Below are 21,393 nucleotides of genomic sequence, written 5' to 3' on the forward strand. Positions count from 1 at the left end.
CACGGCGGCCCGCCGAGCAGGGTGGATGCGAAGGGTTGGAGGCACTCCATGAGCACCATGCACACCATCCTCGAAGCGATGGCCCCCGAAGCCCGCGAGGCTCTGCTCGCCCACTCCCACCAGGTGACCTTCCCGGCCGGCACGCGCATCTTCAACGAACGTCGACGGGCCGAGAAGTTCTGGATCATCAAGTGCGGCACCGTGGACCTCGACACCCACGTCCCCGGCCACAAGAACGTGGTCGTCGACACCCTCGGCTACGGCGAGCTCCTCGGCTGGTCCTGGATGTTCCCTCCCTACAGCTGGCACCTCGGCGCCACCGCCTCCCACGAGGTACGCGCCCTGGAATTCGACGCCGCGGCCGTACGCGAACTGTGCAACGAGGACTCCGCCGTCGGCCGGTCCGTCTCCATCGCCGTGGCCGCCGTCATCGCCGACCGGCTCGACTCCGCCCGCACCCGGCTCCTCGACCTGTTCGCCCCTCACGGCAGCGGCACCCCGCTCGCCTACGCACGCTGAGGACCCCGCCATGACCTCCACCCCGTACACCGTCGCCGACGTCATGACCACCAAGGTCATCGCCATCACCCCATCGACCGGCTTCAAGGACATCGCCACCGCGATGGAACGATGGAAGGTCACTGCCCTCCCCGTCATCGAGGGCGAGGGCCACGTGGTCGGCGTGGTCTCCGAGGCCGATCTCCTCCCCAAGGAGGAGTTCCACGAGCACCGCCCCGGCTTGATCGAGCAGATGCGCCGCCTGGGCGACACCGCCAAGGCCGGCTCCACCCGGGCCGAGAACATGATGACCACCCCGGCCGTCACGATCCGCCCCGACGCCACCCTGCCCCAAGCCGCCCGCCTCATGGCCGACCGGCACATCAAGCGCCTCCCGGTGGTCGACGCCGACGGCACCCTCCAGGGCATCGTCAGCCGCGCCGACCTCCTCCAGGTGTTCCTCCGCACCGATGAAGACCTGGCCACCGAGATCCGCCGAACGGTCATCGACCGCCTCTTCCCCCTCTCCCACGAGGCGGTCAAGATCACCGTGTTCCAGGGGATCGCCACCCTGACCGGCGAGGTTCGCGACGGCAGCCTGATCCCCGTGGCCGAACGCCTCACCCACTCCGTCGAGGGCATAGTGGACGTCCACTGCCAGCTCGATCACCCAGCCGACAGCACCAGTTCCTGACACCCTGCCCGGGCGGAGAACGACCTAACTGGAACTCAGCGTGGCTGCAAATTCTGTGAGCGCTTCCTGCAGGAGCCGGCCTCGCCGAGAGTCTGAGCGCGTGATGGCCTGAAGCCGCCGGTTCTCGATCTGAGTGAGCCGGCGCTCCGCAGGGGACTCCGGGGCGCCGATGGTCGGAGCGAGGCACCATTCACTGCCCGTCACGCGAGACCAGATGAAGGTAGAAGCAACATCGCGCAGTGACTCGTCCAAGGGAAGCAGAATTGACTTGGAAGGCGACAGGCCCTCGTCTTTTTTCGATATTCGAATCGAGATTAGCTCCCCGTCCCGCGCGGTGAGAGTCCAGTCCATATGGCGTAGACGCCGGGCGCGATAGTCGATGGCAGTCGATTCGGCAGGTGCGCATGACACGAGACGCGAGAATGCCTCACGCAGTCTTTCCCGGCTGTAACCGTAGTGTCAATGGCTCGGAAGCCTTGACTGCTTGATGTGTGAGCTGTGCCAGCTGGCAGGAATGCCGAGATAGTCTGCAGCTGCGCCCGGATCCATCGTCTACCTGTCGACCCGCACCCCGCAGGCCCTGGCCGACGCCCTGGAAGCAGCCAGGACCCTGTGAATTCGCGCTGCTCCCAGCGCTGTTGCCTCCGCTTTCACTAGGATCTGCCCACCATGACGATCACATCGACGCTCCCGCCGCCCACCCGGGCGTCGCGGTGGCGCATGCTGCTGAGCTGGTTGTGCTGCGTTGCCGCACTCCTGCTCGCCGTCACGGTGTGCCACCGGCCTGCTCTCGCCACGGCCGCCGTAAGGTCGTCGGTTTCGGCGCCGACCACCGCTGTCGGCGCGGAACACGCCGGTCCGATGGGAGACGCGGCGTGGTGCGTGCACCACCAGCCGGGCGATCCCTGTCTCACCGGTCTGCAGCACCTGCCGCAGACCATCGTCCCGCTTCCGGATGACGCCGTGGTACCCGCCGGTGGACACCTGGTGACACCGGCCCCGTCGCGAGCGGGGCCGGGGATCGCCTCCTCGGCCGACCCGAGCGGTATCGACCTGCACGCTCTGCAGGTCCTGCGGATCTAGGCAGGTCCCGCCGCACCGCACCGTGCCGTGCGGCTGCCGCCCCATCCTGCAACCGCAGCCCCGTCCGGCGAGTGAAGGAATCGACATGCCCCTGCCCAAGAACTCCGCTGCCGCGGCCCGACGCGCCAAACTCGACGAGATGCGCCGCGCCGATGCCGCACGCGAACGCCGCAACAAGATCATCACCATCACCGTCTGCGCCCTCGTCTTCGTCGTGCTGGCCGGCGCCACCACGTTCTTCCTCTTCACGGTCAAGGGAGAGGAGAAGAAGCAGGAAGCGGTCAAGAAGGCGCCCATCTCCGGTGAGAAGTCATGGGACAAGCTCACCCAGAACCACGTCGCGCAACCGGTGACCTACCCCATGACCCCGGCCGCCGGCGGTGACCACGCCCAGGCATGGATGAACTGCAACGGCGACGTGTACGAGAAGGAGGTCCGGCAGGAGAACGCCGTCCACGCCCTCGAACACGGTGCCGTCTGGATCACGTACAGCGACAAGGCAGCCCCGGAGGACGTCAAGTCGCTGGGGGAGCAGGTGAAGAAGACCGGCACGAACGGCCTGTCGGCGTGACCGGTTCCAAGCACCAGTCGCGCTGGATGGCATGGGGCGCGGGCTGGCTGTTGCTGTGTGCGACGGCCGTGGCCGTGGCACTCGCCACCCCCACTGATCGGCAGGCGAGTGCGACACCGGCTGTTGCCACCGCGGCGGACACGGGGTTCTCCCGCGACATGGCCGTCCACCACCAGCAGGCGGTGGAGATGTCCTTCCTCGTCCGGGACAACACCGATGACGAGGAAGTCCGCACCCTTGCCTTCGACGTCATCAACACCCGGGCCAACCAACGCGGCATGATGCTGGGCCGGCTGGACATGTGGCAGGCCCCCAAGGTCTCCGCCGATGGGGCGATGGCGTGGATGGAGGGCCACGGCAGCGGCATGGCCGCCACAGAGATGCCCGGCATGGCGACCCGCGAACAGCTCGCCCGTCTGAGGAACGCCAAGGGGCGTGACGCCGAAGTCCTGTACCTCCAGCTGATGATCCCCCACCACCAAGGCGGCGTCGCGATGGCGCAGGCCGCGGTCAAGCAGGCGAAGGACCCCCAGGTCAAGGCGCTGGCCGAAGGCATCGACAGGGCATAGCAGTCGGAGGTCGACCTGATGACCCAGATGCTCGCCCGGCGCGGCGCGATGCCCGCGCCCGACTCGCCGTCACCGCCGGCACCATCGGCTCCTGCTCCGTCTCCGCATCACTGACCACGCGGGCGGGCCGCCCCCGGTGTTCTCTGCACCAGCGGAACGCCGATCGACTCGTTCGTGAAGGACCTCCCGCTGCTGGCCAAGGGCGCCGGCGCCAACTCCTGACCGGCTTGCTGCCCGACGGTTCGGTCAGAATCCGACCGGCTCCTCCGTGTGGTCGGCGGGCTCTACCTGGATCGTGGGGTGCGTGACGCCGTACCGCTCGGCGAGGATCTCGCGGCTCTGGTCGAGGACGGCGTGCCAGTCGGCGCCGTCCTTGATCATCACGTGTGCCGATGCCGCTTCCATGCCGCTGGTGATGGTCCAGATGTGCAGGTCGTGCACCTGCTGGACGCCGGGGATGGCGGCGAGGTCGCGTTCCGCCGCCTCGACGTCGACGTCGGGTGGCGCCACTTCCATGATGATCCGCAGCGCCTGGCGCATCAGCTTCCAGGTGCGCGGCAGGATGAACAGGCCGATGGCGGCGCCGATGATCGGGTCGGCGTACTCGAAGCCGGTGGTCCAGATGACGAGGGCTCCGATGATCACACCGATGGAACCGAGCATGTCGGCGAGGACTTCGAAGTAGGCGCCCTTGACGTTGAGGCTCTCCTTGGCGCCGGCGGTGAGCAGGCGGAAGGAGATGAGGTTGATGACGAGGCCGATGACGGCGACGAGCAGCACGGGGAGGCCGGGGACCTCGGACGGGTCGCGGAAGCGTTGCACGGCTTCGTAGAGGACGTAGAAGGCCACGCCGAACAGCAGGAGGCCGTTGATGACCGCGGCCAGGACTTCGAGTCTGTAGGTGCCGTACGTGCGCTGGCCCGATGCCGGTCGCTTCGCGAGACGGATCGCGGCGAGGGCCAGGCCGAGGCCCAGGACGTCGGTGCCCATGTGGGCGGCGTCGCTGATCAGGGCCAGGGAGCCGGTGATGACGCCGGCCACGACCTCCACCAGGGCGTACGCCGCGGTGATGGAGAAGGCGATGGCCAACGGCTTTTGGTGGCGCTCGCCGGCGCTGCCGATCCGCGGGCCGTGGGCGTGCCCGTCACCACCGTCGTTCTCGGGCGGGGAGCCGTGGCTGTGGCCGTGTCCCATGGTGCTGTTCCTCCTGGTCTGTGGCGCCGGCTGAGCCCGTGGTCAGCCTGGCAGTGGTGGGGCCCGAAGCCGCGGACGCCACGGGCATGTTCCGGCAAGGGCCTTCCGACTTCGGTGGCCGTACCGATGATGGGAGAGTCGGTTCACCGCATCGGGAGGGCGTGGGTATGGAGTCGGTCGTGCTGGACGGTGGGGTCCGGATCGCCTATGAGCGGCGGGGGGCCGGGCAGCCGGTGGTCCTGGTGGGTGGGACCGGTATGCCGCCGGTCGCCTGGGAGCTGTGCGGGCTCCGGGATGCGCTGGTGGACGCGGGCTGCGAAGTGGTGACGTACGCGGCGCGAGGCGTGGCTCCCTCCGATGCCCCGCCCGCTCCGTACTCGATGGCCGACATGGCCGGTGATCTCGCTGGCCTGCTGGACGTGCTCGGCATCCGGAGTGCTGTGGTGATCGGGTATTCACTGGGGAGCTTCACGGCCGAACTGCTGGTCCGTGCGCGCCCCGACCTCGTGCGGTCGATGGTGCTGATGGCCGGCGCGGGGCCCGTGACGGGAGTGCTGGAGGCGGTGTTGGACGCCGAAGCCGAGCTGATCGGGGCGACCGGTCGGCTCCCCGCGGCGTTCCTGCGGCTGCAGACTCTCCTCACCACGCTGCCTGGCCAGGTGCTGCTGGAAGACGAGAAGCAAGTACGCGGATGGCTGGAGCTGCTGGGTGCCCAGGAGGACGTATGGGCGTCGCCGGACGGCGCGGTCGGACAGTCGACCGCGGCGGACGGCTGGTTGCGCGACCCGGGCCGGATGGCTGCCCTGGCCGATGTGCTCGTGCCCGTACTGGTGCTGGCCTTCGAGGCCGACCTGTACTTCCCGCCACGTGCTGCCAAGGTCGCGGCAGAGGCATTGCCGCAGGGCACGTTCATGACGCTTCCCGGGGCGCACGGCGGGCTGCTCACCCACCCCGCTGAGGCCACGGCCGCCATCCTCCGTTTCCTCACGCCTTCCTGAGCCCGGTCTCGATCAGGCCCCGGCGGTGTCGGCGTGCCGGCCGACGACGGGTACGAACCGGCCTGCCCGCGCGGTGTAGTCGACGTACGCACGGCCGTGGACCCCGGCCAGGTACGGCTCCTCCACCACACGGACCTGGAGCTCGATGGCGAGGATGAGGACGAGCCACGCGAGGACGGCCAAGCCGTTCGGCACCATCAGCGCCAGCCCCGCGGCGGTCACGGTCATGGCGGTGAAGACCGGGTTGCGTACGTACGCGAAGAGTCCGGAGGTCACGAGTTCCGTGCGCTCGATGGCGTCCACGCCGACGCGCCAGGAGGTGCCCATCCCGCTCTGCGCGACCAGCGTGGCGGCCATCCCCGCCAGGGCCACGGCGAGCCCCGTCCAACGAAGGGCCGTACTGTCGCCCGCGCCGGGCAGCGCGGGCATTCCGGCGAGTGCGGCGGCGGGAGCCGCAGCTCCGCCCAGGAGCGCGAGGACGAAGAGGACGCCGGCCCACCACGAGGCGGATCCGGGCCGGCCCGAGATGCCCCGGAAGCCGGCGTCACCGGTGCGGCGCCGTTGCACGGCGGCGCGAATGCCGAACGCGGTCACCGCCCACAGGGCGAACAACGCCAGTGCGGTCCATGCCCACTTGTTCACCGCTCCTCCTCCGTCTTCACCTTCGTCCTCACCTTCGCATCGGTGCTGCAGCACGTGCTGGCCGGCCCGGCAGCGCAGCCTCCGCCCTCTGCGGCGGAGGGCGCGGGCCGTGCTCCCGGCGGGGTGGGTGCGCAGCAGCCCTTGCCCTGCCACGCGTCGCGGCCTTCCTTGACGGCGATGGCGGCGATGACGAGGGCGGCGATCGGGTCCGCCCAGGTCCAGCCGAGAGTGGCGTTGAGGACGAGGCCGGCGAGGACGACGGCGGACAGGTAGGTGCAGAGCAGGGTCTGCTTGGAGTCGGCCACGGCCGACGCGGAGCCCAGCTCGCGCCCCGCCCTGCGCTGGGCGGCGGACAGGAACGGCATCACCGCGAGCGACAGGGCGGCCAGGACGATGCCCGGCACGGAGGAAGACGCCTCGCCCGCGCCGGTCAGCGCCCGCACGGCGTCGACAGCGACGTAGGCGGCGAGCGCGAAGAAGGAGACGGCGATGATCCTCAGCGCCCGGTGCTCACGGGCCTCCCGGACGGCGTGGTCCTTGGCGGAGAACTGCCAGGCGACCGCCGAGGCGGAGGAGACCTCGATGATCGAGTCGAGACCGAATCCGATCAGGGCGGTGGAGGAGGCCGTGGTGCCCGCGGTGAGGGCGACGACCGCCTCGATGACGTTGTACGTGATCGTGAGGGCCACGAGCAGACGTATGCGACGGGCCAGCACATCGCGCCGGGCCGGTGAGGGGCCGAGCGACAAGGTCGCCATCAGCAGCACCCCTCCTCGTCCGCCTCGGCACAGGTCCGGTCGGCGGCCACCGTGACCACCGCGGAGCGCAGGTCGTCCAGGGCATGGCCGAGCCGGGGGTCGGCCAACTCGTAACGGGTGCGACGGCCTTCGGGGACGGCGACGACGAGGCCGCAGTCGCGCAGGCAGGCGAGGTGGTTGGACAGCCGGGTGCGGGAGATGCCCAGCTTGTCGGCGAGGTCGGAAGGGTGCGCCGGAGCCTCGCGGATCTCGAGGAGCAGACGGCAGCGGATGGGATCGGCCAGCGCGCGCCCGAAGCGCGCCAGGACCTCGATGTCTTCGGCGATGTTCAGCACACCTCGACAGTACATCGACTTATGAATTCAGGAAATCCTGAACTCTCGGGTGGGGCGGGCGAGCGGTCCGCCCGCGGCGAGCACCAGGGCCTCGAATACGGGCCGGTCCTCAGCTGTCACAGCCGCGGCAGCGTGAAGAGCGCAGGTCGGGACGCGCGGTCCGCGGCCGTGAAGGCGGGCGCCGCTGAATGCTGGCCGAGGCGTGTAAGGCGTGCGTTCCGGCGACGGAACACGCCGCGGTCGTCCCTTCGACGGTTCCGGCGGTCCGGCCCTTGCTCAGGCCCGGAGTCACGGCTCCGGCCGGGTACCGCCATGGTGACCCGGCTGTCCGGATGCTCGTCGGGGAACAAGCGGAGCAATGCTGTGGAGGCTGGCGATGAAGGTGGCCGAGATCCACGCTTGAGCACTGGACGAGCTTGAGCGAAGCAACTCGGCGAAGGTGCCGTGGATTCCAGACACCCTTGATGCTCCCGTGGGACGTGAGTTCAGTGAACTGCGCGCCGAGCCATGGCTCGGGCAACAGGGCAGGGACATGCTCGATTCCGAAGTGACACTTGTGTGACGGAAGGAGTTGTCCGGCAAGGAAGTATCCAGTTGCCGGACGGACGGGGAGCGGGTGCAATGGCCGGCGGCGGCGGAGACCTCGTGCGGGGAGTTCAGCGGATGGGCACAGCGGTACGGCCGGGCGGCGTGCGGATCGGGGTCCTGGTTCCGCTGACGCGGCCCGGCTGGGTGGAGGCGGGTCGGCAACTGCTCGCCGGGCTCGAACTGGCCGTCCAGCAGGCGAACGGGGCCGGCGGGATCGGCGGCCGGCCGCTGGAACTGCTGGTACGGGACACCGCGGCCGATCCGCGCCGGGCCGAGGCGGCCGTGACGGAACTGGCCGGGCTCGGCGTGGCCGCGCTGGCGGGGGAGTACCACAGCGTGGTCGCCCGGGCGGTCGCCGCTCGGGCGGACGCCCTGGGGCTGCCGTATCTCTGCTCCTCCGCGGTGCTCGACGGGATCACCGAGCGGCAGAGCCCGTGGGTGGCCCGGATCGCGCCCGCGCAGTCGCACGGCTGGCGCGTCTACTCGGAGTACCTGCTCGGCGCGGGGCACTCCCGGGTCGCCGTCGCGGCCGAGCCGAGCGCGTACTGGTCGGCCGGGACCCGGATCCTGCGGGAGCGGCTCGCCGCCGGGGGCGCCACCCTGGCCGAACTGGACCTCCGCGGGCTGCCGCCCGCCGCCGTGGGCGGGGAGGTCCTCGCCCACGGCGCGACCGCGCTCCTGCTGTTGGCCGGGCATCCGGAACCGGCGGTGCCGATCGTCCGCGCGGTCCGCGGCGACCGGCGGCTGGACGGCCTTCTGATCGGCGCCCCGGCCGGACAGCCCGAACTGCCCGACTGGGCGGAGGCGCTCGGCGCGGACGGCGCCGGAATCCCGTTCCTGCGCTATCTGCCCGAGCGGTTCGGCCCGTTGGGCACCCGGGTCGGGGCCGCCCTCCGCGAACGGCTGGGCCGGATCCCGTCCTTCGTCGCCTACGAGGGCTACGACACCGGCACCGTCCTCGCCGAGGCGCTCCGCACCCACGGCACGGACCGGGCGGCCGTCGCCGGATCCTGGCCGCACCTGGCGGTCGAGGGCAGCCGGGGCGAGATCCGGTTCGCGCGGGCGCCGGGCACCGGTGTGTGGCAGTGGGCGTGGCCGCCGGTCCAGGTCGCCGACCGGGATCCGGCGGCACCCGGCCGCTTCCGGACCCTGTACACCGGCTGACCGGGCCGGAGGCCAGAGCGGGCCCGGGGCCCCGGGGTGCCCGCCCTCAGGTCCGGGCGGCCGGGTCCTGCTCCGGAGCAGCCTCAGGCGCCTCGGCCGCCTCGGCGGACTTGGCCGGGGACGGCACCACCGGCAGCCCGGCGGGCGCGGGGACCCCGCCGTCCCGGCGTCGCGCGAACCAGACGGCCGCGGGCTCGGTGTAGCGGGCGGTGAGCGGTCCGATGACCACCAGGAGCAGCACGTAGGCGGTGGCCAGCGGTCCCAGCTCGGGTTCGACCCCCGCGGTCACCGCGAGACCGGCGATGACGATGGAGAACTCGCCGCGGGCCACCAGCGTGCCACCGGCCCGCCAGCGTCCCTTGACCCCGACCCCGGCCCGTTTCGCCGCCCAGTAGCCGGTGGCGATCTTCGTACCGGCGGTGACCACCGCCAGGGCGAGCGCGGGCAGCAGCACCGGCGGGATGCTGGCCGGATCGGTGTGCAGGCCGAAGAAGACGAAGAACACGGCGGCGAACAGGTCGCGCAGCGGGCTCAGCAGGGTGTGGGTGCCCTCGGCGACCTCGCCGGAGAGCGCGATGCCGACGAGGAACGCGCCCACGGCGGCGGACACCTGGAGCTGCTGGGCGATGCCCGCGACCAGCAGGGTCAGACCGAGGACCACGAGCAGCAGCTTCTCCGGGTCGTCACTGGAGACGAACCGGGAGATCAGCCGCCCGTAGCGGACCGCGACGAAGAGGACCGCCCCGGCCACCCCGAGGGCGATGGCCAGGGTGATGCTGCCCGCGGCCAGGCTGACCCCGGCCAGCAGGGCGGTGACGATGGGCAGGTACACGGCCATGGCCAGGTCTTCGAGGACCAGGATCGACAGGATCACCGGGGTCTCCCGGTTGCCGACCCGGCCCAGATCGCCCATCACCTTCGCGATCACCCCGGAGGAGGAGATCCAGGTGACCCCGGCCAGGACCACCGCGGCCACCGGCCCCCAGCCCATCAGCAGCGCGGCCACCGCGCCCGGTACCGCGTTCAGGCCGAAGTCGACCAGCCCGGCCGGGTACTGGGTCTTGAGGTTGGACACCAGATCGCTGGCCGTGTACTCCAGACCCAGCATCAGCAGCAGCAGGATGACGCCGATCTCGGCGCCGATCGCCACGAACTCCTCGCTCGCCCCCATGGGCAGCAGCCCGCCGGTGCCGAAGGCCAGCCCGGCCAGCAGGTAGAGGGGGATGGGCGAGAAGTGGAAGCGGCCGGCCAGCCGGCCCAGCAGGCCCAGACCGAGGATGATGGCGCCGAACTCTATGAGGAACACCGCGGAGTGCACGGGCGTCACTCCCGTCCGAGGATCGAGGCGGCCGCGTCGACGCCCTCACGGGTGCCGATCACGATCAGGGTGTCCCCGCCGGCCAGCCGGAAATCGGGTGCCGGGGAGGGGCGGGCCTCGGCCCGCCGGAGCACCGCCACGATCGACACGCCCGTCTCGGTGCGCATCCGGGTCTCGCCCAGCAGCCGGCCGTTCCAGTGGGAGTGGGCGGACAGTTCGATCCGCTCGGCGACCAGCCCGAGATCGGTGGTGTGCAGCAGGTTGGGGCTGTGGTGGGCCGGCATCAGCGCGTCGATGAGCGCGGTGGTCTCCGCCCCGCTGAGGTGCAGGGACTGGGCGCAGGCGTCGGGGTCGTCGGCGCGGTAGACGTTCACCGTCCGGGTGCCGTCCCGGTGGGCGACCACCGACAGGTGCCGGTGCTCCCGGGTGGTGAGGTCGTACTGGACACCGATTCCGGGCAGCGGTGTGGTGCGCATCCGTGGAGCGGGCACAGCTCTGTCCCCCCTTGCTCTTGTTCATCGACTGTGGTGCGGTGCCGGCCGGCTCGCGGCAGGAGCCCGGGCCCGGCACGGGCCCATCGTGCCATCCCGCGCGGGCCGGACGATATGGGTGTCAGCACGGATGGACAGCACCGCCGCGGCGGGGCAGGCTGCGGCGGGGACATGGCACCCGCCGCAGGTCACGTCGGGTGCGGGCGGGTTGGGGGAGGGGAGCGGGTACCGGTGTCGTCACTGTCGGGGGTGCGGTCGCAGGTGCCGTCCGCGCGGATGCTGGTCTGTGGTGACGACGCGCTCGCCGTCCGGCTGGCCGGCGAACTCCACGACATCTACCGGCAGTCCGTCACCCTGCTGCGGCCCGGATCCGCCGCCGACGGCCCGCCGCCCCCGGCGGCCGTCCGGTCGGTCGAGGCCGGCACCCCGGACGACGCCGCCCTCCGCGCGGCCGGCCTGGAGCGGGCCGAGGCCGCCGCCCTCGTCTACGAGGACGACGAGACGAACATCCGGGCCGCGCTCGCCGCCCGGCGCATCAACCCCCGGATCCGGCTGGTGATCCGCCTCTACAACCGCAAACTGGGCCGACACCTCGCCGAACTCCTCGACCAGGCCGCCGCCGTCAGCGCCACCGCCCCGGAAGACGCCGCTGCCCCGGAGGACGCCACGGCCACCGCCACCGGTGCCACCACCGGTGCCACCACCGGTTCCGTCACCACCGGTTCCGTCACCACCGGTTCCCCCCGGGCCGACGGCCTGGAAGGCACCGTGGTCCTCTCCGACGCCGACACCGCCGCCCCCGCCCTCGCGGCCACCGTGGTGGCCGGCACCGGCAAGGTCCTCCAGGCCGACGGTCTGCTGCTGCGCGCCGTGGAACGCACCCCGCGGCAGCGCCGCGAGAGCAACGCGCCCGCACTGTGCACCCTGGCCCTGCTGTCCTCGACCACCGAGGACCCCGCCGGCACCGAGGGATCGGACCGCAGCGGCCCGGCCGGCCCCCAACTGCTGCCCGCCTCCGCCGAGATCGCCGGATCGGCGCGGCGGGGCGCTCTGGTGCTCGAAGCCGTCAGCCACACCGCCCCGCCCCCGGGCCGCCGTCGGCTCGGACCGGCCGGGCTGCCGGTGATGGAGCTGTTCTCCCGCCGGGTGCGCTGGTCGCTGGCCGGGTTCACGGCCGCCGTGATCGCCATCGCCGTCACCTCGTGGGCCACCACCGGGGACCATCCCGTGCACGCCGCCTACATCACCCTCCTCGACCTGTTCTCCATCAACGAGCCCGCCATCGGCGACCCCACCGAACGCCAGCTGCTCCAGCTCTTCACCGGGCTGGTCGGACTGCTCCTGCTGCCGGTGCTGGTCGCCGCCGTCCTGGAGGCCCTCGGCTCCTTCCGCTCCGCCTCGGCCCTGCGCCGGCCGCCCCGCGGCACCGCCGACCACGTGGTGATGCTCGGACTCGGGAAGGTCGGCACCCGGGTGCTGGCCCGGCTCCGCGAACTGGGCATTCCCGTGGTCTGCGTGGAGGAGGACCCGGAGGCCCGGGGCATTCCCCTGGCCCGGGCCCTGCGGGTGCCGGTCGTCCTGGGCGACGCCACCCAGGAAGGGGTCCTCGAAGCGGCCCGGACCGACCGGGCCCGCGCCCTGCTGGCGCTCACCAGCTCCGACACCACCAACCTCGAAGCCATCCTGTGCGCCCGCGCGCTCACCCCCCGCCTCCGGGTGGCCCTGCGGCTGTACGACGACGACTTCGCCAACGCCGTGCACCGCACCCTGCGCACCGCCCACCCCCGGGCCCTGACCCGGATCCGCAGCGTCACCTCACTGGCCGCCCCCGCCTTCGCCAGCGCCATGATGGGCCGCCGGATCCTGGGAGCCATCCCGGTGGAACGCCGGGTGCTGCTGTTCGCGGCCCTGGACGTCGCCGGGCTGCCCCATCTCGAAGGCCGCACCATCGCCGACACCTTCCGCGCGGGCCACTGGCGGATCCTCGCCCTGGACACCACCGCCCCGGCCGACCGCCGCCCGGACCTGCGGACCACCCGGCTCGACGGCCGTGGCCACGACAGCGGGCTGCTCTTCGACCTCCACCCCGGGCATGTGCTCGCCGCGCACGACCGGGTGGTGGTCGCCGCCACCCGGCAGGGCCTCGCCGAGCTCCTCGGCAACCGGCCGGACCCCGTACCAGGGGCCGGTCGGTAGGCTGGACCCATGGGGACCGACACCGGAACCACCCCGCACCACGGCCCGCCGCCCGAGCCCGGGCCGGAGCCCGACGGAGGGCTGTACGGGCCGGACTCCGTCACCTGGCAGTGCCACGGGGACCCGATCATGTGGATCGCCGGGGTCCGGGCGCTCTACCTCCAGGCCCTGCACCCCCGCGCCGTCCGCGGGGTGATCGCCAACAGCGACTTCGCGACCGACGCCTGGGGACGGCTGCTCCGCACCGCCGATTTCGTCGGCACCGTCACCTACGGCACCACCGAGGCCGCCGAACGGGCCGGTGCCCGGGTCCGCAGGATCCACCGCTCGCTGACCGCCGAGGACCCGGGGACCGGCGAACCCTTCCCCCTCGACGACCCCGAGCTGCTGCTCTGGGTGCACTGCGCGCAGATCGACTCCTTCCTCCACACCCTGCGCCGCTCCGGTGTGCCGCTGACCCCCGCCCAGGCGGACCGGTACGTGGACGAGAACCGGGTCAACGCCCGCCTGGTCGGCCTGCACCCCGACGGGGTCCCGGCCACCGTCGCCGAGCTCGCCGGCTACTTCGAACGGGTCCGCCCGGAGCTGGCCGCCGGAGCCGATGCCGCCGCCGTCGACGCCTTCCTGCGCAGCCCGCCCGTCCCCCCGCTGCTGCGCCCGGCCCGCGCACTGCTGTGGCGCCCGCTGGCCAGGCTCGCGTACGGCAGCCTGCCCGGCTGGGCGCACCGGCTGTACGGCCGGACCGCTCCCGGCCCCCGCAGCGTCACCCGTCGCCTGCGCCTCACCGGACTCCTGTTGCGCTCCGTTCCCGCAGGTCTGCGCTGGCAGCTGCCCCCAGGTCACATCTTGAGAGCGATGCGTCGCATGGGCCCCACCAGCCGCCCCTCGGCGTACACACTGCGGCGGGGGGCGGCCATACTGGACGAGCCGGGGAGGCCATGACGGCACAGCACGACAACGGGGGCGACACCAGGAGATGGCGGAAAGCAGACTGATCCATGGCCGGTACCGGTCACTCGACCTGATCGGCCGGGGCGGTATGGGCGAGGTCTGGCGGGCCCGGGACGAGTCCCTCGGCCGCCAGGTGGCCGTCAAGTGCCTCAAGCCGCTCGGCCCGGAACAGGACGCCCACTTCACCCAGGTGCTCCGCGAGCGGTTCCGTCGGGAGGCCCGGGTGGCGGCCTCCCTCCAGCACCGCGGGGTCACCGTGGTCCACGACTTCGGGGACGAGAGCGCCTCCGGCGGCATGCTGTTCCTGGTGATGGAGCTACTGGAGGGCCGCAACCTCAGCCAGCTGATGGAGGACCACGGCCGCGGCCCGCTGCCCGTGGACATGGTCGTGGACATCGCCGAACAGGTCGCCGGCGCCCTCGCGTACACCCACGAGCAGGGCGTGGTGCACCGGGACCTCAAGCCGGCCAACATCATGCGGCTCACCGACGGCACCGTGAAGATCTGCGACTTCGGCATCGCCCGGCTGGCCCACGACATCGGCTTCACCGCCAAGCTGACCGGCGGCGGCATGGCCATGGGCACCCCGCACTACATGTCCCCGGAGCAGATCGCGGGCGGCGAGGTCGACCACAGCAGCGACCTCTACTCGCTGGGCTGCGTGCTCTACGAGATCGCCACCGGGGCGCCGCCGTTCGACCTCGGCGACTCCTGGTCGGTGCTGGTGGGACACCGGGACACCGAACCGGTCCCGCTCCGCCGGCACCGGCCCGAGCTGCCCGAATACTTCGAACAGGTGGTCCTGGACCTCCTCGCCAAGCGGCCCGAGGACCGGCCCGCGCACGCCCGCCGGCTCCATCTGCGGCTGGTCGAGGGCCGCCGCGGCCCCCTGGCCGCCCCCGCCGCCCCGGCCGCCGAGCTGCCCGGCTGGGCCCGCGGGATGACCGCCGGCCGCAAGGCGAACCTGGAGGCCCGCTCGGCCAGCGGCGCGTGGACGGTCCTCACCGGCTCGTGGACGGCCCCCCAGCCGCCCGCCGCCCCGGCCGCCCAGACCCCGGCCGCCCAGACCCCGGCCGCCCAGACCCCGGCCGCCCAGACCCCGGCCCCGGCCCCGGCCCCGGCCGGAGCCAACGCCCCCGCCCGACCCGAAGCCACCGCCCCGGCCGGTGCCGCGGTGCCGTCCGCCCCGCCCGGTGCCGGGGTTCCCTCCGTGCTGCCCGGGGCCCCCGTCCCGTCCCCCGGTCCCGCCGGGCCCGCCGTGGCGCCGCCCGGCCGGAACGCCGCCCCGTACACCGGGCCGTGGCCCGCACCCCGGCCCGGACCCGCCGAGGACCCCCGGCTGACCGGCCCGTACGGCATCCCCGCGGCCCACGGCACCTTCGGCGCCCACGACCCCGAGCACCCCGGCACCCTCGCGGTACGCCACGAGGCCGCCGCCGACCTCAGCCGGGCCGGCCGGCCCGCCGAAGCCCTCGCCGAATTCCGGGAGATCGCCGCGATCCGGGCCCGGGTGCTCGGCCCCGACCACCCCGACACCCTCGCCGCCCGCCAGGAGACCGGATACGTCCTCGGCCAGCTCGGCCGCTACCAGCAGGCCCACGAGGTGTACACCGCGGTGCTCGCCGACCGGGTCCGCACCACCGGCGCCGAGCACCCCGACACCCTCCTCTGCCACCACAACCTGGTCTGCACCCTCGGCCGGCTCGGCCGGCACGCCGAAGCCCACCGGGCCGCCGACGAGGTCGCCGCGATCCGCGCCCGGATCCTGGGCCCCGACCACCCGGACACCCTCCTCACCCGCTACGAGGCCGCCTACGCCCTCGGCCGGCTCGGCCGCTGGCAGGAGGCCCTCGACGGCTACCGGCAGGTCGCCGCCGCCCGCGAACGCGGCCTCGGCCCCGACCACCCCGACACCCTCGACGCCCGCTACGAGGTCGGCATCGCCCTCGGCCGGCTCGGCCACGGCCCCGAGGCCCTCGACCTGTACCGCTCGCTGGTCCGCGACCGCACCCGCGCCTACGGAGCCACCGACCCCGAGACCCTCCGCGCCCGCCATGTCCTCGGCGTCAACCTGGGCCGTCTGGCCCGCTGGGAGGAGGCCCTCGACGAGGCCCGCCAGGTCGGCGGACTGCGCGCCCGGGTCCTCGGCGCCGACCACCCCGACACCCTGGTCAGCCGCCGCGAGATCGCCGTCGGACTGGGCTGGCTCGGCCGCTGGGACGAGGCCCTCCCGCTGTACCGGGAGATCGCCGGAGCACGCGAACGGGCCCTGGGCGCCGACCACCCCGACACCCTGGACGCCCTCGGCGACCAGGCCCACTGCCTGGAACGGCTGGCCCTGGCCGCCGAGGCCGCCGCGCTCCGCACCCGGATCGCCGACCTCCGCGGCCGCGGCTCCACCTACGGCAGCGCCCTGCCGCCCGCCGTCGGCGCGTGACCCCTTCCCGTCCGGCCTCTGGTCCGGCCGGGCCGGGGCGTGTTACGAAGAGCCATGACGAACTGGAACGGCAGGGCCCGGGGCTTCTCACAGGACGTGTACGACGCCGTCATCGTCGGCGGCGGCCACAACGGGCTGGTCGCCGCCGCCTATCTGGCCCGCGCCGGGCGCTCCGTACTGGTCCTCGAAAGACTCGGGCACACCGGCGGGGCCGCCGTCTCCACCCGCCCGTTCCCGGGCGTGGACGCCCGGCTCTCCCGCTACTCCTACCTGGTGTCCCTGCTACCCCCGAAGATCGTCCGCGATCTGCGGCTGCGGTTCGAGGTCCGCAAACGCACCGTCGCCTCCTACACCCCGACCGTCCGCGACGGCCGCCCCACCGGCCTGCTCGTCGGCGGCGACGAGGCCCGGACCAGGGAGTCCTTCGCCCGGCTCACCGGCTCGGACCGGGAGTACGAGCGCTGGCGGGCCTTCTACGGGATGACCGCCCGGGTCGCCGAACGGGTCTTCCCCACCCTCACCGAACCCCTCCCCAGCCGTGCCGCCCTGCGGGAACGAGTCGGCGACGAAACGGCCTGGCGGACCCTGTTCGAGGAACCCCTCGGGCGGACCGTCGAGGAGCGGTTCGCCGACGACCTGGTGCGCGGGGTGGTCCTCACCGACGGACTCATCGGCACCTTCGCCGACGCCCACGACCCCTCCCTCGCGCAGAACCGCTGCTTCCTCTACCACGTGATCGGCGGCGGCACCGGGGACTGGGACGTGCCCGTCGGCGGGATGGGCGCCCTCACCGACGCCCTCGCGGTCGCCGCCCGGTCGGCCGGCGCCGAGATCGTCACCGGGCACGAGGCGCTGCGCATCGACCCCGACGGGACCGCCGGCGCCGAGGTCGCCTTCCGTACGGCCGGCGGCGAGGGCGTGGTCGCCGGGCGCCGGGTCCTGGTGAACGCGGCACCCCGGGAGCTGGCCCGGCTGCTCGGCGAGACCCCGCCGGAACCGGCCGAGGGCGCCCAGCTGAAGGTCAACATGCTGCTGCGCCGGCTGCCCCGGCTCAAGGACACCTCGGCGGACCCGGCGGAGGCGTTCGCCGGCACCTTCCACATCGGGGAGGGCTATGCCGAACTCGCCCGCGCGCACGCCCAGGCGGCGGCCGGGGAACTCCCGTCCGCCCCGCCCTCGGAGATCTACTGCCACTCGCTGACCGATCCCGGGATCCTGGCCCCCGAACTGGCGGCCCAGGGCTACCAGACCCTCACCCTCTTCGGACTGCACACCCCGGCCCGGCTGTTCGAGAAGCACGGCGGGGGCCCGGACCAGGCGAAGGAGGTGCTGCTCGCGGCCACCCTGGCCCAACTGGACGGGCACCTCGCCGAACCGATCGCCGACTGCCTGGCCCTGGACGCGGACGGCCGGCCCTGCATCGAGGCGAAGAGCCCGCTCGACCTGGACCGCGAACTGCGGCTGCCCGGCGGCAACATCTTCCACCGGGACCTGTCCTGGCCGTACGAGGAGGAGCCCGCCGGCCCGGACGGCACCGGCGGCCGCTGGGGGGTGGAGACCGGGCACCCGGCGGTCCTGCTGTGCGGGGCGGGCGCCCGCCGGGGCGGCGGGGTCAGCGGGATCCCCGGCCACAACGCGGCCATGGCGGCCCTGGGCCGCTGACCACCGCAGGGCGGACGGCCACGCGGGTCGGATGCCGTTCAGTCGGCGGAGCGCTGCCAGCCGGCCACCTCGATCCGGGCCGCGTCGGCGGGCCGGTCCTCGGAGAACAGCAGCCGGCCCGGTTCGCCGACGCGCAGGACGTCCAGGTAGACGCCCCGGCCCACGTAGCGGCCGTCGGCGGTGTGCCGGAACCGCAGGCGCAGGGGCCGGCCGGCCCAGTCGGCGAGGGAGGCTTCCAGCCGGTGCCAGATCCGGCCGGACCAGCCGCCGACCCGTCCCTCGGGCCACTCCTCGGCGCTGCCCCCGCCGGTGCGTTCGGTACGGAAGGGCACCGGGCGCCACGGCCCGTCGGGGGTGTCGGGTGTGTCGGCCGGGGCCGCCTCCAGGTGGAGGAAGCCCTCGCCGGGCACGGTGTCCCACCAGACGGCGCAGCGCAGCCGGGCCCCGGGGCCGGACGGGGTGATCGGGGGCAGGGTCAGGGTGCCGGCGGCGGCCGGGGTCATCCCGGAGAACCAGGCGGGCCCGCCGTGCCGGGTGCGGACCGGGACGGCTCGGGCGAAGGCGTTGCCGACGGCCACCCGCGGCGCGCTGCCGGCCCGCCAGGTCCGCACCGGGTGAACGGAGTTGCCGAGCAGGACCAGATAGGAGTCGGTGGAGGGGTCGAGGACGAGGGAGGTGCCGGTGAAGCCGGTGTGGCCGGCGGAGTGCGGGGTGGCCATGGCGCCCATGTACCAGTGCTGGTAGAGCTCGAAGCCGAGGCCGTGGTCGTCGCCGGGAAAGGCGGTGTTGAAGTCGGTGAACAGGAGTTCCACGGAGGCGGGGCGCAGGATGCGCTTCCCGGCGTACGCGCCGCCGTCGAGGAGGGCGCGGGCCAGCAGGGCCAGGTCCCAGGCGGTGCCGAACACCCCGGCGTGGCCGGCGACCCCGCCGAGGGCGTGGGCGTTCTCGTCGTGGACCGAGCCCCAGACCAGGCCGCGGTCCAGTCCGGACCACGGGGGGCGCTGGACCTCGGTGGCGGCGGTGCCGCGCCGCCAGGAGAGCGGTGGGTTGAAACGCGTGCGGCGCATCCCGAGCGGAGCGGTGATCTCGTCGTGGAGCAGGACGTCCAGGGTGCGTTCGGTGATCCGTTCCAGGAGCAGTTGCAGGGCGATCAGATTGAGGTCGGAGTATCGGTAGACGCTCCCCGGGGGTTCCTGCGGCTTCACCGACCACAGCAGCCTCAGCTGTCCCGCCCGGTCGGGCTGTAGGTAGAACGGCGCCCAGGAGCGCAGTCCGGAGGTGTGGGTGAGGAGCTGGCGGACGGTGACGAGCTCCTTGCCGCCGCCGGTGAACTCGGGCAGGTAGCGGCGGACCGGCGCCTCCAGGGCCAGCCGGCCCCGCTCCATCTGCTGCACGGCCAGCACCGAGGTGAACAGCTTGGTCAGCGAGGCCAGGTCGAAGACGGTGTCCTCGGCCATCGCGATCCGTTCGGCGGCCGGGAACTCGCCGGCCCGGTCGGTCCGGCCGTCGTAGTCGGAGTAGCGGACGGCGTCGCCCATCGCCCGGTGCAGGGCCACGGTGCGGCCCCGGCCGGCGAGGACCACGGCCCCGGCGTAGTAGGGGTGTTCGGGGGAGGGGCCGAGGAACCTGCGGGCCGCGTCGGCGGTGGCCTCCAGCTGGCGCTCCAGAAGTCCGGCCTGCCGGGCCGAGCCGTAGCGCAGCCGCAGGCCCTGAAGGGCCCGCCGTTCGGCCGCCCCGCCGGCGGACCCGCCGGCCGCCGCGGCTCCGGTCCCCCGGGGCAGTCCGGCCCCGAGCAGCAGCACCCCGCCGAGCGCGAGCAGCCGGACCCCCAGCCGCCGCCGCCCGACCCCGGCGCGTTCCGTTCCGCCGGTCCGCTCCGTCCCCCCGGCCGCGGGTCCGTTCCCGCCGGGTCCGGGCCCGCCGTGGCCGACGGCCGTTCCGCCGGATCGTGCCGGTGCCCCCGTGTGTCCGCCCATGGCCGGACCTCCTGTCGCTCGTCGCGCACGCTAACGGTTATCTGCCCGCGGGCCGCGCACTCCCCGCCCGGACGGCCCGGCAAAGAATCTGACACTGCATCAGAAAACCTCTTCCCTCGGTCGCCGCGCTGCGGCATCCTGCCGCCCATGAAGACCGAGCTGAGCCGCAAACTGGGAGTCGAGCACGCCGTCTTCGGCTTCACACCCTTCCCGGCAGTCGCCGCGGCCATCACCCGGGCCGGAGGTTTCGGAGTGCTCGGAGCCGTCCGCTACACCGCCCCCGACGACCTCAGACGCGATCTCGACTGGATGCAGGACCACACCGACGGCAAGCCCTACGGCCTCGATGTGGTGATGCCCGCCAAGAAGGCGGTCGACGCGGTCGGCGGGATCACCGAAGCCGACATCGAGGCCATGATCCCGGCCGGCCACCGGGAGTTCGTCCGCGAGACCCTCGCCAAGCACCGGGTCCCCGGCCTCCCCGAGGGCGAGGCCTCCGGCTGGCGGATCACCGGATGGATGGAGCAGGTCGCCCGCAACCAGCTCGACGTCGCCTTCGACTACCCCATCAAACTCCTGGCCAACGCCCTCGGTTCACCGCCCGAGGACGTCATCGCCCGCGCCCACGAGCACGGGGTCCTGGTCGCCGCCCTGGCCGGCAGCGCCAAACACGCCCGCCGGCACGCCGAAGCCGGCATCGACATCGTGGTCGCCCAGGGGTACGAGGCCGGCGGCCACACCGGCGAGATCGCCACCATGGTGCTGGTCCCGGAGATCGTCGAGGCCGTGGCCCCGCTGCCGGTGCTCGCCGCCGGCGGGATCGGCAGCGGAGAGCAGATCGCCGCCGGACTGGCCCTGGGCGCCCAGGGCGCCTGGCTCGGCTCCCTCTGGCTCACCACCACCGAGGCCGACCTGCACTCCCGCGCCCTCACCGAGAAGCTCCTCGCCGCCGGCTCCGGCGACACCGTCCGCTCCCGCGCGCTCACCGGCAAACCCGCCCGCCAGCTGCGCACCGAGTGGACGGACGCCTGGGACGACCCGAACGGCCCGGGAGCCCTCCCGATGCCGCTCCAGGGACTGCTGGTCGCCGAGGCCGTGTCCCGGATCCAGAAGTACGAGGTCCAGCCGCTGCTCGGCACCCCGGTGGGACAGATCGTCGGCCGGATGAACACCGAGCGCAGTGTCCGGGCCGTCTTCGACGACCTCACCCGCGGCTTCGAGCGGGTCGTGGACCGCATCAACCGCATCGCCGGCCGAGCCTGAGGAGC

At 73.2% G+C, this 21,393-nt stretch carries 19 protein-coding genes; 12 read left to right on the forward strand and 7 right to left on the reverse strand.

Annotated elements, in window-relative coordinates; all coding sequences use genetic code 11:
* Window positions 1-48 precede the first annotated feature (48 nt).
* The 5 genes from ACZ50K_RS06200 (at window position 49) to ACZ50K_RS06220 (ending at window position 3,415) form a co-directional block, all read left to right on the forward strand.
* Entirely contained in the window at window positions 49-519 is a 471-nt protein-coding gene (locus ACZ50K_RS06200) for a cyclic nucleotide-binding domain-containing protein (RefSeq protein ID WP_468898051.1), read from the forward strand.
* A gap of 10 nt (window positions 520-529) precedes the next feature.
* Window positions 530-1,192, forward strand: coding sequence for a CBS domain-containing protein (locus tag ACZ50K_RS06205; RefSeq protein WP_468898053.1), 663 nt, complete (start codon window positions 530-532; stop codon window positions 1,190-1,192).
* A gap of 669 nt (window positions 1,193-1,861) precedes the next feature.
* Complete coding sequence (locus tag ACZ50K_RS06210) at window positions 1,862-2,275, forward strand: hypothetical protein (protein ID WP_468898055.1); 414 nt, start codon at window positions 1,862-1,864, stop codon at window positions 2,273-2,275.
* 85 nt (window positions 2,276-2,360) lie between these two features.
* The gene (locus tag ACZ50K_RS06215) at window positions 2,361-2,846 is read left to right on the forward strand and encodes a DUF3105 domain-containing protein (protein ID WP_468898057.1); all 486 of its coding nucleotides are present in this window, start codon (window positions 2,361-2,363) and stop codon (window positions 2,844-2,846) included.
* On the forward strand, window positions 2,843-3,415 hold the full coding sequence (locus ACZ50K_RS06220) for a DUF305 domain-containing protein (RefSeq protein WP_468898059.1): 573 nt from the start codon (window positions 2,843-2,845) through the stop codon (window positions 3,413-3,415). Before ACZ50K_RS06215 ends, ACZ50K_RS06220 begins: the two co-directional genes overlap by 4 nt.
* A 246-nt stretch (window positions 3,416-3,661) precedes the next feature.
* Here ACZ50K_RS06220 and ACZ50K_RS06225 read toward each other — a convergent pair whose 3' ends face one another.
* Window positions 3,662-4,609: a cation diffusion facilitator family transporter gene (locus ACZ50K_RS06225; protein ID WP_468898061.1), complete on the reverse strand. Its 948-nt coding sequence runs from the start codon at window positions 4,607-4,609 to the stop codon at window positions 3,662-3,664.
* Window positions 4,610-4,776: 167 nt separating this feature from the next.
* Between ACZ50K_RS06225 and ACZ50K_RS06230 the strand changes: the two genes are divergently transcribed.
* Complete coding sequence (locus ACZ50K_RS06230; protein WP_468898063.1) at window positions 4,777-5,607, forward strand: alpha/beta fold hydrolase; 831 nt, start codon at window positions 4,777-4,779, stop codon at window positions 5,605-5,607.
* A 12-nt stretch (window positions 5,608-5,619) separates the two neighbouring features.
* Here the strand turns inward: ACZ50K_RS06230 and ACZ50K_RS06235 are convergent, their stop codons facing one another.
* The 3 genes from ACZ50K_RS06235 to ACZ50K_RS06245 are packed head-to-tail and all read right to left on the reverse strand — an operon-like array spanning window position 5,620 to window position 7,342.
* Window positions 5,620-6,249, reverse strand: coding sequence for a methyltransferase family protein (locus tag ACZ50K_RS06235; RefSeq protein WP_468898065.1), 630 nt, complete (start codon window positions 6,247-6,249; stop codon window positions 5,620-5,622).
* The gene (locus tag ACZ50K_RS06240) at window positions 6,246-7,007 is read right to left on the reverse strand and encodes a cation efflux transmembrane domain-containing protein (RefSeq protein WP_468898067.1); all 762 of its coding nucleotides are present in this window, start codon (window positions 7,005-7,007) and stop codon (window positions 6,246-6,248) included. Before ACZ50K_RS06240 ends, ACZ50K_RS06235 begins: the two co-directional genes overlap by 4 nt.
* Entirely contained in the window at window positions 7,007-7,342 is a 336-nt protein-coding gene (locus tag ACZ50K_RS06245) for an ArsR/SmtB family transcription factor (RefSeq protein WP_468898069.1), read from the reverse strand. Before ACZ50K_RS06245 ends, ACZ50K_RS06240 begins: the two co-directional genes overlap by 1 nt.
* A gap of 663 nt (window positions 7,343-8,005) precedes the next feature.
* Between ACZ50K_RS06245 and ACZ50K_RS06250 the strand changes: the two genes are divergently transcribed.
* A complete protein-coding gene (locus ACZ50K_RS06250; protein ID WP_468898071.1) occupies window positions 8,006-9,094 on the forward strand; it encodes an ABC transporter substrate-binding protein in 1,089 nt (362 codons plus the stop codon).
* Window positions 9,095-9,140: 46 nt separating this feature from the next.
* Here the strand turns inward: ACZ50K_RS06250 and ACZ50K_RS06255 are convergent, their stop codons facing one another.
* Both ACZ50K_RS06255 and ACZ50K_RS06260 read right to left on the reverse strand, forming a co-directional pair.
* Window positions 9,141-10,412 (reverse strand): cation:proton antiporter, encoded by a 1,272-nt coding sequence (locus tag ACZ50K_RS06255; RefSeq protein ID WP_468898073.1) that lies wholly within the window; start codon window positions 10,410-10,412, stop codon window positions 9,141-9,143.
* Window positions 10,413-10,417: 5 nt separating this feature from the next.
* Complete coding sequence (locus ACZ50K_RS06260) at window positions 10,418-10,903, reverse strand: cation:proton antiporter regulatory subunit (RefSeq protein WP_468898075.1); 486 nt, start codon at window positions 10,901-10,903, stop codon at window positions 10,418-10,420.
* A gap of 276 nt (window positions 10,904-11,179) precedes the next feature.
* On the opposite strand from ACZ50K_RS06260, the gene ACZ50K_RS06265 reads away from it, so the two are divergent.
* Genes ACZ50K_RS06265 through ACZ50K_RS06280 form a run of 4 tightly spaced genes read left to right on the forward strand, consistent with a single transcriptional unit; the run spans window position 11,180 to window position 18,149 of the window.
* Window positions 11,180-13,099, forward strand: a complete 1,920-nt coding sequence (locus tag ACZ50K_RS06265) for an NAD-binding protein (RefSeq protein ID WP_468898494.1) — start codon at window positions 11,180-11,182, stop codon at window positions 13,097-13,099.
* 9 nt (window positions 13,100-13,108) lie between these two features.
* Complete coding sequence (locus tag ACZ50K_RS06270) at window positions 13,109-14,041, forward strand: oxygenase MpaB family protein (RefSeq protein WP_468898077.1); 933 nt, start codon at window positions 13,109-13,111, stop codon at window positions 14,039-14,041.
* Window positions 14,042-14,075: 34 nt separating this feature from the next.
* Window positions 14,076-16,487, forward strand: a complete 2,412-nt coding sequence (locus ACZ50K_RS06275) for a serine/threonine-protein kinase (RefSeq protein WP_468898079.1) — start codon at window positions 14,076-14,078, stop codon at window positions 16,485-16,487.
* A gap of 54 nt (window positions 16,488-16,541) precedes the next feature.
* Window positions 16,542-18,149 carry a phytoene desaturase family protein gene (locus ACZ50K_RS06280; RefSeq protein ID WP_468898081.1) on the forward strand — a complete coding sequence of 536 codons (1,608 nt, stop codon included), beginning with the start codon at window positions 16,542-16,544 and terminating at the stop codon, window positions 18,147-18,149.
* 38 nt (window positions 18,150-18,187) lie between these two features.
* Here ACZ50K_RS06280 and ACZ50K_RS06285 read toward each other — a convergent pair whose 3' ends face one another.
* Window positions 18,188-20,125 carry a serine hydrolase domain-containing protein gene (locus tag ACZ50K_RS06285; protein ID WP_468898083.1) on the reverse strand — a complete coding sequence of 646 codons (1,938 nt, stop codon included), beginning with the start codon at window positions 20,123-20,125 and terminating at the stop codon, window positions 18,188-18,190.
* Between the two features lie 147 nt (window positions 20,126-20,272).
* Here ACZ50K_RS06285 and ACZ50K_RS06290 point away from each other — a divergent pair, with 147 nt between their 5' ends.
* Window positions 20,273-21,388 carry an NAD(P)H-dependent flavin oxidoreductase gene (locus tag ACZ50K_RS06290; RefSeq protein ID WP_468898085.1) on the forward strand — a complete coding sequence of 372 codons (1,116 nt, stop codon included), beginning with the start codon at window positions 20,273-20,275 and terminating at the stop codon, window positions 21,386-21,388.
* Window positions 21,389-21,393 lie beyond the last annotated feature (5 nt).

The organism is Streptomyces sp. NPDC033845, from assembly GCF_055576225.1.

Excerpts from the sequence above, each read along its gene's own strand:
- ACZ50K_RS06200 (WP_468898051.1), top strand. The coding sequence starts at position 49 with ATGAGCACCATGCACACCATCCTCGAAGCGATGGCCCCCGAAGCCCGC.
- ACZ50K_RS06205 (WP_468898053.1), top strand. The coding sequence starts at position 530 with ATGACCTCCACCCCGTACACCGTCGCCGACGTCATGACCACCAAGGTC.
- ACZ50K_RS06210 (WP_468898055.1), top strand. The coding sequence starts at position 1,862 with ATGACGATCACATCGACGCTCCCGCCGCCCACCCGGGCGTCGCGGTGG.
- ACZ50K_RS06215 (WP_468898057.1), top strand. The coding sequence starts at position 2,361 with ATGCCCCTGCCCAAGAACTCCGCTGCCGCGGCCCGACGCGCCAAACTC.
- ACZ50K_RS06225 (WP_468898061.1), bottom strand. The coding sequence starts at position 4,609 with ATGGGACACGGCCACAGCCACGGCTCCCCGCCCGAGAACGACGGTGGT.
- ACZ50K_RS06230 (WP_468898063.1), top strand. The coding sequence starts at position 4,777 with ATGGAGTCGGTCGTGCTGGACGGTGGGGTCCGGATCGCCTATGAGCGG.
- ACZ50K_RS06240 (WP_468898067.1), bottom strand. The coding sequence starts at position 7,007 with ATGGCGACCTTGTCGCTCGGCCCCTCACCGGCCCGGCGCGATGTGCTG.
- ACZ50K_RS06250 (WP_468898071.1), top strand. The coding sequence starts at position 8,006 with ATGGGCACAGCGGTACGGCCGGGCGGCGTGCGGATCGGGGTCCTGGTT.
- ACZ50K_RS06265 (WP_468898494.1), top strand. The coding sequence starts at position 11,180 with ATGCTGGTCTGTGGTGACGACGCGCTCGCCGTCCGGCTGGCCGGCGAA.
- ACZ50K_RS06270 (WP_468898077.1), top strand. The coding sequence starts at position 13,109 with ATGGGGACCGACACCGGAACCACCCCGCACCACGGCCCGCCGCCCGAG.
- ACZ50K_RS06275 (WP_468898079.1), top strand. The coding sequence starts at position 14,076 with ATGGCGGAAAGCAGACTGATCCATGGCCGGTACCGGTCACTCGACCTG.
- ACZ50K_RS06280 (WP_468898081.1), top strand. The coding sequence starts at position 16,542 with ATGACGAACTGGAACGGCAGGGCCCGGGGCTTCTCACAGGACGTGTAC.
- ACZ50K_RS06285 (WP_468898083.1), bottom strand. The coding sequence starts at position 20,125 with ATGGGCGGACACACGGGGGCACCGGCACGATCCGGCGGAACGGCCGTC.
- ACZ50K_RS06290 (WP_468898085.1), top strand. The coding sequence starts at position 20,273 with ATGAAGACCGAGCTGAGCCGCAAACTGGGAGTCGAGCACGCCGTCTTC.